The 12,941-nt window shown below is 72.5% G+C and carries 16 protein-coding genes; 9 read left to right on the top strand and 7 right to left on the bottom strand.

All coding sequences use genetic code 11. The annotated features are described in order from the left end of the window. Positions 1–3 precede the first annotated feature (3 nt). The 3 genes from AC3EO4_RS19605 (at position 4) to AC3EO4_RS19595 (ending at position 3,168) form a co-directional block, all read left to right on the top strand. Positions 4–432, top strand: coding sequence for a pentapeptide repeat-containing protein (locus AC3EO4_RS19605; RefSeq protein ID WP_431896984.1), 429 nt, complete (start codon positions 4–6; stop codon positions 430–432). Between the two features lie 575 nt (positions 433–1,007). Further along, positions 1,008–2,000: a coiled-coil domain-containing protein gene (locus AC3EO4_RS19600; protein WP_431896956.1), complete on the top strand. Its 993-nt coding sequence runs from the start codon at positions 1,008–1,010 to the stop codon at positions 1,998–2,000. Positions 2,001–2,013: 13 nt separating this feature from the next. Further along, on the top strand, positions 2,014–3,168 hold the full coding sequence (locus AC3EO4_RS19595) for an aminotransferase class V-fold PLP-dependent enzyme (RefSeq protein ID WP_431896955.1): 1,155 nt from the start codon (positions 2,014–2,016) through the stop codon (positions 3,166–3,168). A 3-nt stretch (positions 3,169–3,171) separates the two neighbouring features. Here the strand turns inward: AC3EO4_RS19595 and AC3EO4_RS19590 are convergent, their stop codons facing one another. From AC3EO4_RS19590 to AC3EO4_RS19580, 3 genes are all read right to left on the bottom strand, one after another. Beyond that, positions 3,172–4,095, bottom strand: coding sequence for a pirin family protein (locus AC3EO4_RS19590; protein ID WP_431896953.1), 924 nt, complete (start codon positions 4,093–4,095; stop codon positions 3,172–3,174). Positions 4,096–4,097: 2 nt separating this feature from the next. Next, entirely contained in the window at positions 4,098–5,219 is a 1,122-nt protein-coding gene (locus tag AC3EO4_RS19585) for an MBL fold metallo-hydrolase (protein WP_431896952.1), read from the bottom strand. A 308-nt stretch (positions 5,220–5,527) separates the two neighbouring features. Continuing rightward, positions 5,528–6,313 carry an SDR family oxidoreductase gene (locus AC3EO4_RS19580; RefSeq protein WP_431896950.1) on the bottom strand — a complete coding sequence of 262 codons (786 nt, stop codon included), beginning with the start codon at positions 6,311–6,313 and terminating at the stop codon, positions 5,528–5,530. Positions 6,314–6,420: 107 nt separating this feature from the next. Between AC3EO4_RS19580 and AC3EO4_RS19575 the strand changes: the two genes are divergently transcribed. Then, positions 6,421–6,984: a TetR/AcrR family transcriptional regulator gene (locus AC3EO4_RS19575; protein ID WP_379582739.1), complete on the top strand. Its 564-nt coding sequence runs from the start codon at positions 6,421–6,423 to the stop codon at positions 6,982–6,984. On the opposite strand, the gene AC3EO4_RS19570 is transcribed toward AC3EO4_RS19575, so the two are convergent. Then, positions 6,981–7,265 carry a hypothetical protein gene (locus tag AC3EO4_RS19570; RefSeq protein ID WP_431896949.1) on the bottom strand — a complete coding sequence of 95 codons (285 nt, stop codon included), beginning with the start codon at positions 7,263–7,265 and terminating at the stop codon, positions 6,981–6,983. The genes AC3EO4_RS19575 and AC3EO4_RS19570 overlap by 4 nt on opposite strands. Positions 7,266–7,309: 44 nt before the next feature. Between AC3EO4_RS19570 and AC3EO4_RS19565 the strand changes: the two genes are divergently transcribed. From AC3EO4_RS19565 to AC3EO4_RS19550, 4 genes are all read left to right on the top strand, one after another. Next, a complete protein-coding gene (locus AC3EO4_RS19565) occupies positions 7,310–7,789 on the top strand; it encodes an NUDIX hydrolase (protein ID WP_431896947.1) in 480 nt (159 codons plus the stop codon). Between the two features lie 168 nt (positions 7,790–7,957). Next, a complete protein-coding gene (locus AC3EO4_RS19560) occupies positions 7,958–9,109 on the top strand; it encodes a cysteine desulfurase family protein (RefSeq protein ID WP_379582744.1) in 1,152 nt (383 codons plus the stop codon). Positions 9,110–9,249: 140 nt separating this feature from the next. Beyond that, positions 9,250–9,780, top strand: coding sequence for a DinB family protein (locus AC3EO4_RS19555; RefSeq protein WP_379582746.1), 531 nt, complete (start codon positions 9,250–9,252; stop codon positions 9,778–9,780). A 69-nt stretch (positions 9,781–9,849) separates the two neighbouring features. Beyond that, on the top strand, positions 9,850–10,770 hold the full coding sequence (locus AC3EO4_RS19550; RefSeq protein ID WP_431896946.1) for a tetratricopeptide repeat protein: 921 nt from the start codon (positions 9,850–9,852) through the stop codon (positions 10,768–10,770). Between the two features lie 33 nt (positions 10,771–10,803). On the opposite strand, the gene AC3EO4_RS19545 is transcribed toward AC3EO4_RS19550, so the two are convergent. Together AC3EO4_RS19545 and AC3EO4_RS19540 are read right to left on the bottom strand one after the other, a co-directional pair. After that, on the bottom strand, positions 10,804–11,127 hold the full coding sequence (locus AC3EO4_RS19545; RefSeq protein ID WP_379582750.1) for an AzlD domain-containing protein: 324 nt from the start codon (positions 11,125–11,127) through the stop codon (positions 10,804–10,806). Continuing rightward, entirely contained in the window at positions 11,124–11,801 is a 678-nt protein-coding gene (locus tag AC3EO4_RS19540) for an AzlC family ABC transporter permease (RefSeq protein ID WP_379582752.1), read from the bottom strand. The genes AC3EO4_RS19545 and AC3EO4_RS19540 overlap by 4 nt, the downstream gene beginning before the upstream one ends. Positions 11,802–11,867: 66 nt before the next feature. On the opposite strand from AC3EO4_RS19540, the gene AC3EO4_RS19535 reads away from it, so the two are divergent. Then, positions 11,868–12,422 (top strand): helix-turn-helix domain-containing protein, encoded by a 555-nt coding sequence (locus AC3EO4_RS19535; RefSeq protein ID WP_379582754.1) that lies wholly within the window; start codon positions 11,868–11,870, stop codon positions 12,420–12,422. Between the two features lie 54 nt (positions 12,423–12,476). Here the strand turns inward: AC3EO4_RS19535 and AC3EO4_RS19530 are convergent, their stop codons facing one another. Next, positions 12,477–12,911 carry a sensor histidine kinase gene (locus AC3EO4_RS19530; protein ID WP_379582756.1) on the bottom strand — a complete coding sequence of 145 codons (435 nt, stop codon included), beginning with the start codon at positions 12,909–12,911 and terminating at the stop codon, positions 12,477–12,479. Between the last annotated feature and the right edge of the window lie 30 nt (positions 12,912–12,941).

Here is a 12,941-nt window from a genome sequence, read left to right as displayed (position 1 = left end):
GGACTGGCAGCAGCGGGGCAGGACCGGCCTGGCGGTGCTGACCCTGCCGTTCACCGCGCTCTTCCCGCTCGCCGGGCCCGCCGCCGAGACCTCGAGCACGCTGGCGCAGACCGCGCTCGCGCCCGTGGGCAAGCTGGCCGTGACCGCGGCTGTGACCGTGGCCACGATCGCCGCGGTGCTGGCCACCTTCGCGATCTGGCGCGACCCGCCGACCGAGCCGCTCTCCCGGCAGCCGGGCCCGGCCAGGACGGCCGCCCTGCCCGCCCTCCCCTCCGAGACGGCGGAGCCGACCTCGCCGGCGCCGACCTCTCTGGCGCCGACCTCTCTGGCGCCGACCAGGCCGGGCGAAGCGGAACGGCTGACCGAGCCGCGTCAGAACCCGGCGAACGCCTTCACCCGGCCGCCGCCCGTGGCCGACCAGCCGAGCCCTGAGCCCAGCGCCACGAGGACCACCCCCGCCCTGCCTCCCACCCGCACCCCGGAACCCGGACCGACCCGCGCCCGGGCGACGCCGCCCCCCGCCGACACCCCTGCCCCCGAACCCCCCGCCCCGGGAACCCCCGCGCCGGATCCGGGCGATCCGGACCCCGGTGATCCGGATCCCGGCGACCCGGGCCAGGAAGAGCCGGGGCCTGGCGATCCCGGCCCAGGTGCGCCGTCCGCGGGCCGGGGGCCGATCCTGTCCGCGGAGGTCTCGGTCTCCGTCAACGTCCCGCTCCTGAGCGGTGAGGGCGACGGCCTGGTCGGCGCGGACCTCGGCGTCAAGGTCGGCTCCAGCCTGCTGGGCGGCGCCGCCTTCCCCGGCGCGCTGCTCCCGGGCGTGCTGCTTCTCGGCCGCCGGCTGGTCGTGGCCCGCCGCCTCCGGACGCGCGGCGGCGCCCCTTCGGGCAGGAGGCAGGGACCCTAGCTCCGTCCCCGAATGTCGCACTTTTCAATCAATCCTCTACTATCGTCCATCGGACAGAACGGCGCTCTCCTGGCGCCGGCCCCTCGGACGAAGGAGAAGCGTGGCGGTTGCGGCCCCCGGCGACCGGCGGCGCGCCCCGCTCCGCATCCTGCTCGCGGCGGGCCTGGCGGTGACCATGCCCATGACCGTGCCCGCCGCGGAGGTCCTGGCCAAGCCCAAGCCGAGCGCCAAGCAGCTCAAGAAGGAGCTTTCCGAGCTGCAGAAGAACTCCGACAAGCTCATCGCCGAGTACTACAGCAGTCGCCGTGAGCTGCAGAAGGTCGAGAAGGCGGAGAAGTCGGACCGCGAGCGTCTGAAGGTCGCCCAGGCCGACTACGACAGGGAGTCGGCCCAGCTCCGCCTCATGGCCACCGAGCAGTACATGTCGGGCGGGCTCGGCGTCGTCCCCGCGCTGCTGGGCGAGGTCGACCTGGCCGGCATGGCCACGCTGCGGGCGATCGGCGAGGAGCAGGGCGCACGCCTCGAAGGGTTCACCCGGGTGCGCGACCAGCATCGCAAGGCCAAGACCGACGCGCAGGCGCGGGCCGACGAGCTGGGCGAGCGCATCAAGGAGCTCGAGGCCCAGAAGAAGGACGCCGAGAAGGTCATCGAGAAGATCAAGGACAGGATCGACCTGCTCTACCCGACGCCGGGCGTGCGCAGGCCCGACGGGTCGTGGGTGCCGCAACTCCCCTCCGGCCCCGACAACATCACGCCCAGGATGCGCCTGGTCAAGAAGCTCATCGCGGAGCGGTTCGCCGTGCCGTACGGGATCGGGTGTTACCGGGCGATCCAGGACGGCGGCGAGCATCCGCTCGGCCGGGCCTGCGACTTCATGCTGAGCCGGGGCGGCGCGATGCCCTCGGCCGCGGAGGTGCAGAGGGGCAACGAGATCGCCGCCTGGGCGATCAAGAACTCCCAGCGGCTGGGCATCATGTATGTGATCTACCGGCAGCGGATCTGGCACGCCAGGACCGGTTCGTGGCGGATGATGTCCAACCGGGGCGGCACCACGGCCAATCACTATGACCATCCGCATATTTCGGTGTATTGATACCGTTTGTGGTGTGATCGACATCGAAAAGGCGCGCGCCGATACACCCGGCTGCGCGAAAGTGGTCCATCTCAACAACGCCGGCGCGGCACTGCCCCCTCGTGTCGTCATCGACACCGTCAGGGACCACTTCGACCTCGAATCCACCATCGGCGGCTACGAGGCGAAGGACCGCGCGGCCGAGCGGCTCGAAGGCTTCTACGACTCCGTCGCCGCCCTGCTCGGCGCGCGCCGCGACGAGATCGCCTACATCGAGAACGCCACGCGCGCCTGGGACATGGCCTTCTACGGCGTCCCCTTCCAGCCCGGCGACAGGATCCTGACCACCACGAGCGAGTACGTCAGCAACGGCATCGCCTTCCTGCAGGTCGCCCGCTCGCGCGGCGTGCACGTCGAGGTGATCCCCGACGACGCCGACGGCACCATCGACCTCGGCGTCCTGGAGGCGGAGCTGGCCAAGGGCGGGGTCCGGCTGGTCGCCATCAACCACGTGCCCACCCACAACGGCCTGGTCAGCCCCGCCGCCGAGGTCGGCAGGCTGTGCAGGGCCGCGGGCGTGCTCTACCTCCTCGACGCCTGCCAGTCCGCCGGCCAGATCGCCCTCGACGTCGACGAGCTCGGCTGCGACATGCTCTCCGCCACCGGCCGCAAGTTCCTGCGCGGCCCGCGCGGCACCGGCTTCCTCTACGTACGGCGCGGCGTGCTGGACGAGATCGAACCGCCCTTCCTCGACCTGCACTCGGCCAGCTGGACGACGCCCTCCACCTACGAGATCCGCGACAGCGCCGTCAGGTTCGAGACGTGGGAGCGCTACTTCGCGGGCCAGCTCGGCCTCGGTGCCGCCGTCGACTACGCGCTGTCGATCGGCGTCGACGCCATCGAGGCCAGGGTGTCCGAGCTGGCCGCCGGCCTGCGCTCGGCTCTGGAGGCGAAGCCGGGCGTGACCGTCCACGACCGCGGCGCCAAGCGCTCGGGCATCGTCACGTTCACCATGGCCGGCCAGAACAGCCGCGAGCTGATGCTGCGCCTGCGGGAGCAGGGCATCAACGTCAGCGCCACCGAGCCCGACCAGCGCTTCGACACCGTCTCACCCGAGTCGGCCGTGCGCGCCTCGGTGCACTACTACAACACGGAGGACGAGGTCGCCCGCCTGCTCGAGGCCCTGTGACGCCTAACGGACCCTGCCCCGGGGCTTGAGCCGCGCGGTGGGGAGGGCGGGGGCGCGCAGCGGGTCGCCGTCGAAGTCGGCGACCTCGCCGAAGAGCGCGCCCTCCGTCCACTCCTTGCGGAAGGCCTCGATCTCCTCGTGCGTACGGCCGACGAAGTTCCACCACATCACGATCTCCTCCTCGAACGGCACGCCGCCGATCAGCAGGAGCCGGCCACGGCCCGACACCCGCAGGGACGACCGGCCGAGACCGAGGTAGAGCAGCGGGCCGGCAGGCAGCTCCTCGCCGTCGACGCTCGGCGAGCCGTTCAACGTCAGCGCGGCGTGCTCGAACTCCGGCCGGATCGGCAGCTCCGCCTCGCCGTCGAGCGACACCTCAACCCCCACCAGCGGCGTGTAGGCCGTCGCCGGCGAGGTCGCGCCGCCGAACGAGCCGATGACGACCGTGGACTCGTGGCCGGGACCGCGCACCACAGGAAGGTCGCCGTGGTGCTCGAAGTGCGGCGCCACCTGGCGCGACCCCTCCGGCAGCGCCACCCACAGCTGCACGCCGTGCAGCTCCGTCTCCGGCGACTCCTCCGCGTGGGAGATGCCGCGTCCCGCCGTCATGAGGTTGAGCTCGCCGGGGCGCACCTGCTGGATGCTGCCGACGCTGTCGCGGTGGAGCACCTCGCCCGCCACGAGCCAGGTGACGGTCTGCAGACCCGTGTGCGGGTGCGGCGGGACGCTCATCCGCGCCGTCTCCGGACCGTAGTGGTCGACGAAGCACCACGCGCCCACCATCCGCCGCCCGACCGCCGGCAGCGTGCGCGTCACCGTCATGGCGCGGGGCCCGCCCAGCGCGACCTCGTGCCCCTTCACCAGCTCGCGAACGGGCTCACCCGCCGCGCACACCGTCTCCTGCGGGTTCGGCTCCACGTTGCTCACGTCTACGACTGTACGGCCTGCCACCAGGCGTCGACCGCCGGGGCGGAGGCGGTGTCGACGAGCTCGCCCGGGCGCGGCACCACGATCTTCACATCGCGGGCCTTGGCCTCCCGCCACAGCCTGTCGACCGGCTCCGACCACGGGTGCAGGGCCAGGGTGAACGTCGCCCAGTGCACCGGCAGCAGCAGCGAGCCGCCCAGATTGACGTGGGCGTTCACCGCCTCCTCCGGGTTCATGTGGATGTCGGGCCACGAAGGGCTGTAGGCGCCGATCGGCATCAGCGTCAGGTCGAACGGGCCGTGGTCGGCGCCGATCTTCGCGTACCCCTCGAAGTAGCCGGAGTCGCCCGCGTAGAAGACCTTCCTGCGGCTCCCCGCGACGACCCACGAGCCCCACAGCGTGTCGTTGCGCGTCAGCGAGCGGCCCGAGAAGTGGCGGGCGGCCGTGGAGACGAACCGCAGGCCCGCGACGTTCGCCTCCTCCTCCCAGTCCAGTTCGATGATCCGGTACAGCGGCACGCCCCAGCGCTCCAGGTGCGCGCCGATGCCCAGCGGCACCAGGAAGGGCGCCTTGGAGATGCGGGTGAGCCTGCGCACCGTCGACAGGTCGAGGTGGTCGTAGTGGTCGTGCGAGATGACGATGGCGTCGAGCTTCGGCACCTCCTCGATGGCCACGGGAACCGGGTGGTGCCGCAGCGGGCCCACGAACGGCGTGGGGGAGACCCGGCCGCTCCACACCGGGTCGAACAGCACCCGCCTGCCCTCGATCTCCACGAGGGTGGAGGCGTGGCCGTACCAGACGACGTTCAACCCGGTGGGCGACAGGTCACCGGCCGCGGGCGTGCGCAACGGGATCGGGCCGGCGGGCCTGCGCGACTCGCGGTCCTTCATCAGCTCGCGCAGCAGCGCGGGGGAGGGCGCGCCCACCCGGGTCTGCTCGGGCATGGGGTTGACGAAGGCGCCGTCCCTGAACTGCGGCGAACGGCGGATCCTGCTCGCCCTGTCCTCGCCCGAGGTCAACGGGCGCACACCCAGCTCCGCGGGCACGTCACGCAACGCCCACCCCGCCGCCGCCAGCGCCACCCCACCAGCGATCAGTCGCCGTACCGTGCGCATCGCCGCCATCGCTCACACTCCCCAAGTCGATCCCTCCGGACAACCGCGCCCGGAGGCTCACATGTTCCCGCCTAGCACGATATATCGCGATATGTTCACCCGCGCGCCGCAACCTGAGACAACCCTCAGCCACCGGCCTCGGCAGCCCCCGACCCGCCCCATCCCCGGCTCCGGTCGCCATCCGCCCGACCCGGCGGCCGGAGGCTCGCCCCACCCCCCACCGGGAGCCTGCTCCATCGCCTCGACCCGGCCCGATCGACCCCGCCCCTCGACACGGAGAGGCATGGTGGTCGGGGCGGTGTTCCCGTGGGCAGGTGTCAGACGGTCTTGATGGCACCGCCGTCGATGACGAAGTCGGCGCCGTTGACGCTGGACGCGAGCGGCGAGGCGAGGTAGGTCACCAGCGCGGCCACCTCGGCGGGCTCGATCAGGCGGCCCGTGGTCATCCCCGCCGCCCCCGGCAGCCCGGCCAGCAGCTGCTCCAGCGTCACGTCCATCGAGGCCGCCAGCGCCGCGCCGTACCCCTCGGGGTCCTCCCAGAGAGCGGTGCGCACCGGGCCGGGGGAGACGGTGTTGACCCGCACGCCCTGCGGCCCGAACTCCTCGGCGATGGCCTTGCCGAACGCGGTGAGCGCCGCCTTCGCGGTGGTGTAGGTGACGGGCCCCGCGTGGGGCATGCGGGCGCCGTTGGAGGAGATGTTCACGATCGTCCCACCCCGCCGGAGCAGGCTGGGCATGGCGGCACGGGTGGTGCGGACCGCGGCCAGGAAGTTCAGTGAGTGGGCGGCCAGCCAGTCGGCGTCGTCGAAGCCGAGGAATCCGGCGACCCGCCCTCCGGTGTCGCCGCCGCCGACGTTGTTGACGAGCACGTCGATCTCGCCCAGCTCGTCCGTCGCGCGGGCGATGAGCTCGGTGGGTCCTTCGGCGGTCGACAGGTCGACGGCGATCGGCGTGGCGCCCGTCTCCCGCAGCGCGGGCGGCACGGTCCGCGCCGCCGCGACGACGCGCACGCCCTCCCGGGTGAGCGCGGAGACGGTCGCGAGCCCGATGCCCCTGCTCGCGCCGGTGACGACGGCGGTCTTGCCCTTGAGTTCCATGTCCATGACGAGCCCTTCAGATCTGCGTCAGAAGCGATGCCATCAACATAGAACTTGCAACATTAATGATGCAAGTTCAGTCGTAATACGAACGATCGTGTAGTGTCTCGCGCATGGGCAAGCCACTGCGGTCCGACGCGGAGCGCACCGTCATGACGATCCTCGAAGCGGCTGAGCGGGTCCTGTCGAGGAACCCGGCGGCGAGCATGGAGCAGATCGCGGAGGCGGCGGGTGTGGCGCGGACGACCGTCCACCGGCGCTTCTCGTCCAGGGACGCGCTGGTCGAGGCCATGGCCGCGTGGGCGGCGCGGCGGTTCGCCGAGGCCGTCGCCGCGGCCAACCCCGACGGCACGCCACCGCTGGTCGCCCTCTATCAGGTGACCGCCAACGTGCTGCGCGTGAAGATCGACTGGGGCTTCGCGATGAGCCGCGCCCAGGACGGCGACCCCGAGGTCGCCCGCATCCACGCCGAGGTCGCCGCGACCTGTGCGAGGCTGCTGTCCAGGGCCGCGGCGACGGGGCTGATCAGGCCGGAGGTCGACCTCGAGTGGGCCAGGCGCGTCTACTACGCGCTGATCCACGAGTCGGCCGCCGAGCCCGGAGGCGATCCCGACGCGATGGCCACCCGCCTGGTCGACACCCTGTTGCGCGGGATCGGTACCGACCGTGGCCTCTAGGGCTCGAACACGGGGAAGCCGCGCTCCGACCACAGCGCCCGCGAGGCCGCCTCGGGGTCGCCGACGTCGGACGGTTCCACGTCGAACAGGTGTGTCGTCGCCGCCACCGGCTCGTAGGCGGGCCAGCCGGGCTCGCCCGTCCTGGCGAAACGTGTCCACGCCGTCCTGAACTGCAGGGACAGCGCCTCGGCCTCGGGCGCACCCCTGATGAGCCACCCGGCCGGCATGCCGTCGAGGGACCCGAACGTCAGGGGCACGACCAGCGCGTGGCAGGCGCCCATCTCGGTCGGCGACCAGGTCAGCGGAGTGCGTAGAGTGTCCGGGCATGACGATCACACCCGCGCCTCACACCACCAGGGCCGGTCGGCCCGCCTTCGTCGTCAACGTCGAGGTCTTCCTGGAGCGGGAGGGCCGCTGGCTGCTCATCAGGCGGGGCGAGAAGGAGTCCCACGCGCCCGGTGTGCTCGCCGGGGTCGGCGGCAAGGTCGAGATCGACGTCCAGACCCGCGGCGCCGGGCTCGACGTGCTGGAGGAGACCGCGCGCAGGGAGGTGGCCGAGGAGATCGGCGTCGATGTGGACGGTGCCGGGCTGACCTACGTCGAGAGCGCGTTCTTCGTGACGGACGACGGCGACCCGGTGATCAACGTGGCGTTCACCGGCCCCATGCCGGACGAAGCCAGGCCCTCGGCCGCCTCCCCCGACGAGGTCGCGGGACTGGTCTGGACGACGGCCGCCGAGGCCGAGGCCGATCCCGCCTGCCCTCCGTGGATCACACGGATCCTGCGGCGCATGGCACCGAGCTGAGCCGCCTCCGGCGGGAGCGCTCCTGCACGCGGGGCCGGCGATGGCCTGGTACCGGCCCCGCGCGACGGGCGGGGCGGCCTGGTACGTTCGGCTACCGGAACGATCTTCAGGGCGGTTCCTGCCCGCAGGCCGTGGCCCGCATCGCGAGACTCTCCCGAGGAGCATGCCATGACGCATCCCGCGCTCGCCGGCGGGCCCATCTACCTGGACTACAACGCCACCACCCCGGTCGACCCCGAGGCGCTGGAGGCGGCGCTGCCGTACCTGACGACGCATTTCGGCAACCCCTCCAGCGGCCACCGCTACGCCGCCGCGCCCCGCGAGGCCCTCGACCGCGCCCGCGGGCAGCTGGCGCGACTGCTCGGCGCCGCCGCCGAGGAGATCGTCTTCACCGGCGGCGGGTCCGAGGCGGACACCCTGGCCATCCGGGGCGCGGCCCTCGGCTCCCGAGCGCGGCACGTCATCACGCTGGCCACCGAACACCCGGCCGTGCTGCGCTCCTTCGACAGCCTGCGGGCGGACGGCTTCGCCGTCACGCTGCTGCCGGTGGACGGGCACGGCAGGCTCGACCCTGACGACCTGCGGGCCGCCGTCCGCGAACAGCCGACCGCGCTGGTGTCGATCGCCTACGGCAACAGCGAGACCGGCACCCTGCAGCCGATCGCCGAGCTGGCCGCCGTCGCCCACGCCGGCGGGGCGCTGTTCCACACCGACGCCGCGCAGGCCGTCGGGAAGGTCGCCATCGACGTGGCCGCGCTGGGAGTGGACCTGCTGACCGTGGTCGGCCACAAGATGTACGCGCCCAAGGGGGTCGGCGCCCTCTACGTCCGTTCCGGTACCGCGCTCCGCCCGGTCATCCACGGCGGCGGGCAGGAGGGCGGAGTGCGGCCCGGCACGGAGAACGTGGCCTTCATCGCCGCCCTGGGACAGGCAGCCGAGATCGCGGGTCGTGAGCTGCCCGGCAGCGCCGAACGGCTGGCCGCTCTGCGCGACCTGCTGCGGGCCGAACTGGAGGCCGCGCTGCCCGGACGGGTCCGGCTCAACGGTCATCCGAGCGAGCGCCTGCCCGGCACCCTCAACGTGAGCATCGACGGCACCGGCGGCCGGGTGCTGCTGGCCGCCGTCCCCGAGATCGCCGCCGCCACCGGCTCGGCCTGCCACGAAGGGGTCGACGCCCCCTCGCCTGTGCTGCTGGCCATGGGGCTGCCCGCGGAGCGGGCGCTCGCGGCGCTGCGCCTGTCACTGGGCCGTTGGAGCAGCGAGCACGAGGTACGGCAGGCCGCCCGGCTGATCGCCCAGGCGGCAGCCGTCCGAGCGTGACGCGCTCGTTCGGGACGCGCTCGTTCGGGACGCGCTCGTTCGGGACGCGCTCGTTCGAGACGCGCTCGATCAGGACGCGCTCTTTTCGGGGGGGCGAAAATCGTTGGCATGGTCGTCGCGGCCGGTGACAGACTCCGCGCATGACCGTGGCCCGCGTTGATCTTCTCGTCCGGCAGCTCGATATCGCATGGACGCTGTTCGAATACCACCTCAAGGACATCGATGATGCGCTCTGCCTGTGGCAACCGGCGCCGAACTGCTGGACGGTCCGCCCTGACGGTCCGGGCCGATGGGTGGCCGACTGGGAGGTGCCGGAACCGGACCCCGTGCCGGCCGTGTCGATCGGCTGGGTGATGTGGCACATCGGTTTCTGGTGGACCACCACGCTCGGGCACTGCTTCGGTGACGGAGCGCCCCCGCGCGAGGAGATCACCTGGCCTGGCGGTGCCGAGGCCGCGGCCGGGTGGTTGCGCGGGTTGAAGGACGACTGGCAGGCGCACCTCCTGCGGCTCACCGACGCCGACCTCGACTCCGCGGACAGGACCGCGGGCCTGTGGGGGCAGGACCAGACGCTGGCACACGTGGCGGGCTGGCTCAACGTCGAACTGACCAAGAACGTCTCCGAGATCGGCCTGCTGCGCATCCTCCACGGCGCGAGGGGGAAGGGCTGAGATCGGACGTTGGCCACGATGTCGCCCTGCGGCGTACGCGGCGTCACCCGCGCGGCTAGGGTGCTCGCCATGACTCGCACCGACGGCGACGACTCGGCCAGGCAGGCGGCCGCTCACGCCCTTCAGCTCTTCTGGGAGAACGTCAACGAGTACGGCGTGCCGATGGACGAGCTCATCGAGGAGGAGGCGGAGATCCGCGGGCAGTACGAGCGCATCCTGCGGGTCGCGCCAGGCGATGTGGCCGGCGCCACGGGACTGACCCTCCTGGCGCTGGGGAAGCTGCGCGCCCACATCGGCGACGAGCTCGACGAGGAGCACCAGGAGGACTACGGCAGCCCCTTCGCCGGGCTGAGGAGCGACGAGGCGGGCCACGCGCTGGCCGGCGCGGTGGTGCGCGATGCCAGGCGAGCGCTGGACCTCGACCCGGCGAACGCGCTGGCGGCCTTCGCGCTGGGATACGCGCTGGAATGGGCGGGCGACACCGGCGCCGCGCTCACCGCGTACCGGGACGCGCTCCGGATCGACCCCTACGACAGCGCCGCCCTGGCCAGGCTGTCGGCGCTGGAAGGCGGCGAGCGCGCCCACCCTGAGGCCGGGCTCCCGCTCCACCACTCCAGCGGCTTCTACACGCTCGAGATGACGCACCTCGTCGGCCACAGCGGGAGCACCAACGGGTGGGCGTGGCTGCTGACGGACCTGACCGAGGTGAAGGAGTTCGCCGAGGAGCACCTGCAGGCGTGGGAACGGGAGCGCGGCGCCAGCCTGGAGGAGCAGTTCTGGCTGTCGGTCTACCGCCCGGCCCACCCTGCCCAGCACGTCGATCTCCGTGAGGCGATCCGCGGCGCGCGGACCATCGACTGGTCGCTCACGCCCATCCCGGCGCTGACCGGGCCGCCGCTGCCCGCCGGCCAGCCGATCCGCCTCAACGGTGAGGTGCTCTTCTACGGCGAGACCGCGTTCACCGACCTTCCCATGGACGACGACTGGTGAGGGCGGAGCGCAGGCGCCGCATGGCCGGCCGGGTCAAGGAACACCGAGCAGCCGCAGCCCTGCGGTGACCCCCGCGGCGGCCAGGACGATCACCAGGAACGGGACCCTGCGCCAGGCGAGCACCCCCGCGACCGCCACCCCGGCCACTCTGGCGACGCCCGCGAGGCCGTGGCCCTCGGTCAGCGTGGTGGTGGCCACCAGGGCCGCCAGCAGGACGACGGCGGCCGACTCCATCAGCCTCTCGACCCTGGGCGGGAAGCTGACGCGGTCGCGCAGCAGCGGACCCGCCAGCCGGAGCGCGAACGTGCCGCCGGCCAGCACCAGGGCCGCGGCGACCAGCACGACTGGGTTGTTCATCGGTGGGCCTCCCGTCGGACGGCGCCGGCCGCCAGCCCGGCCAGCGAGAGCAGCACAGGCAGGCCGGCGGGCAGAAAGGGCGTGGTGGCCAGGGCGATCGCGGCCCCGACCAGGGCCGCGTGACGCTTGTCCCTGTCGCGGAAGGCGGGCAGGACCAGCGCGAGCAGGACGGCGGGGAACATCGCGTCGAGTCCCAGCACGCCGGTGTCATCGATGACGGTTCCCGCCAGGCCGCCGGCCAGGGCGCCGAGCGGCCAGCAGATCAGGATGCCGACACCGCAGGCCCAGTAGGCGGCGCGTTGCCTGGCGCGTCCTTCCTGAGCGATGGCGAAGACGACGGTCTCGTCGTTCATCAGGTGAGTGCCGAGCAGCCGCCGCCACCCCTGCCCGAGCACGTCGGGCAGGGCCAGCCCGAACGGCAGGTGGCGCGCGTTGACCGCCAGCCCCGCCAGCACCGCCGCGATGGGGCTGCCGCCCGCGACGATGATCCCGATGAACATGAACTCCGAGGACGCCGCCAGGACGAGCACGCTGAGGAGCACCGGCAGCCATAGCGGGAACCCCGACGCGACCGCGGTCGCGCCGTATGACAGGCCGACGACACCGACGGCCAGGCTGACCAGCGCGATGTCCCGCAGCCGACCGCCGTCGAGTGTTCGCAGAATCGAACGCATGAAGTGCAGAATGATCGCTCATGTCCGTGTTCGTCAAATCGAACGGATGGGTGTTACGGTGAACACATGGAGCGGGAAGTCCCCATGAAGTCCATCGCCGCGGCTCTGCGGCGGGAGCGCGGCGCGGCAGGCCTGTCCCTCACCGAGGTGGCCCGGCGCGCCGGAATCGCCAAGTCGACGCTCTCCCAGCTGGAGTCCGGCCAGGGCAACCCCAGCATCGAGACCCTGTGGGCGCTGTCGACGGCGTTGAACGTGCCGTTCTCCCAGCTCATCGACCCGCCCAGGCCGCGCGTGCAGGTGATCAGGTCCGACGAGGGCGTGGCGGTCGCCTCGGCGCAGGCCGACTACCAGGCCGTGCTGCTGGCCGCCGCCCCGCCGGGCGCACGGCGCGACATCTACCGCATCGACGCCGAGCCGGGCAAGGCGCGCGCCTCCGACCCACACATGCCGGGGGTGACCGAGCACGTCCTGCTGGCGACGGGGCGGGCGCTGGTGGGCATCGCCGACGAGCCGGTGGAACTGCGTCCCGGCGACTACATCTCCTACCCGGGGGACCTGCCGCACGTCTTCGAGGCGCTTGAACCGTCGACCAGGGCGGTCCTCGTCTCCGAACACACCTGACCTACCCGCGGCCCCGGTGGCCCCGGTGGCCCCGCGGCCCGCCGACGGGCGTGGCTACGGGCCGCGGAGGGCGGCGGCCGGGACGATCCCGCTCACCGTGGTACCGCCTCCCGGCGTGCCGTTGACGGCGCAACGCCCTCCCACCGCGGCCAGGTGCGCGCTCATCGCGACGACGCCCCGGCCGCTCGCCCGGCCGAGGAAGCCCCTGCCATGGTCGCTGATGGTCAGGCGCAGCCCGCTCGCGCCCACGGTCACGGCCACGGAGACGACCGACGCGCCGCTGTGCTTCTCGACGTTCGACAGCGCTTCGGCCAGGCAGGCCAGGACCGCGTCCGTGACCCGCTGGGGCACCCGCCCGGCTGGAAGCGCCCACGTCTCGACGCTGATGCCCGTACGCCGCGACCACTCGTCCAGATGGCGGCCGAGCTCCTCCGCGAGGCCCGTGCCGCCCCGCTGCATGATGGTCTGGAGGTATCTGCGTATGTCCATGGATGTCCTGGAGTCAGGCTGATCATCCCG

This window comes from Nonomuraea sp. bgisy101 (assembly GCF_057708945.1).
Note: the sequence above shows the minus strand (reverse complement) of the source record. Positions and strands in the feature narration are given on the sequence as shown.

Coding starts and splice junctions, on each gene's coding strand:
- AC3EO4_RS19565 (WP_431896947.1), top strand. CDS start 7,310: ATGACGATCACACCCGCGCCTCACACCACCAGGGCCGGTCGGCCCGCC.
- AC3EO4_RS19575 (WP_379582739.1), top strand. CDS start 6,421: ATGGGCAAGCCACTGCGGTCCGACGCGGAGCGCACCGTCATGACGATC.
- AC3EO4_RS19555 (WP_379582746.1), top strand. CDS start 9,250: ATGACCGTGGCCCGCGTTGATCTTCTCGTCCGGCAGCTCGATATCGCA.
- AC3EO4_RS19585 (WP_431896952.1), bottom strand. CDS start 5,219: ATGGCGGCGATGCGCACGGTACGGCGACTGATCGCTGGTGGGGTGGCG.
- AC3EO4_RS19580 (WP_431896950.1), bottom strand. CDS start 6,313: ATGGACATGGAACTCAAGGGCAAGACCGCCGTCGTCACCGGCGCGAGC.
- AC3EO4_RS19560 (WP_379582744.1), top strand. CDS start 7,958: ATGACGCATCCCGCGCTCGCCGGCGGGCCCATCTACCTGGACTACAAC.
- AC3EO4_RS19570 (WP_431896949.1), bottom strand. CDS start 7,265: ATGGGCGCCTGCCACGCGCTGGTCGTGCCCCTGACGTTCGGGTCCCTC.
- AC3EO4_RS19550 (WP_431896946.1), top strand. CDS start 9,850: ATGACTCGCACCGACGGCGACGACTCGGCCAGGCAGGCGGCCGCTCAC.
- AC3EO4_RS19530 (WP_379582756.1), bottom strand. CDS start 12,911: ATGGACATACGCAGATACCTCCAGACCATCATGCAGCGGGGCGGCACG.
- AC3EO4_RS19540 (WP_379582752.1), bottom strand. CDS start 11,801: ATGCGTTCGATTCTGCGAACACTCGACGGCGGTCGGCTGCGGGACATC.
- AC3EO4_RS19535 (WP_379582754.1), top strand. CDS start 11,868: ATGGAGCGGGAAGTCCCCATGAAGTCCATCGCCGCGGCTCTGCGGCGG.
- AC3EO4_RS19545 (WP_379582750.1), bottom strand. CDS start 11,127: ATGAACAACCCAGTCGTGCTGGTCGCCGCGGCCCTGGTGCTGGCCGGC.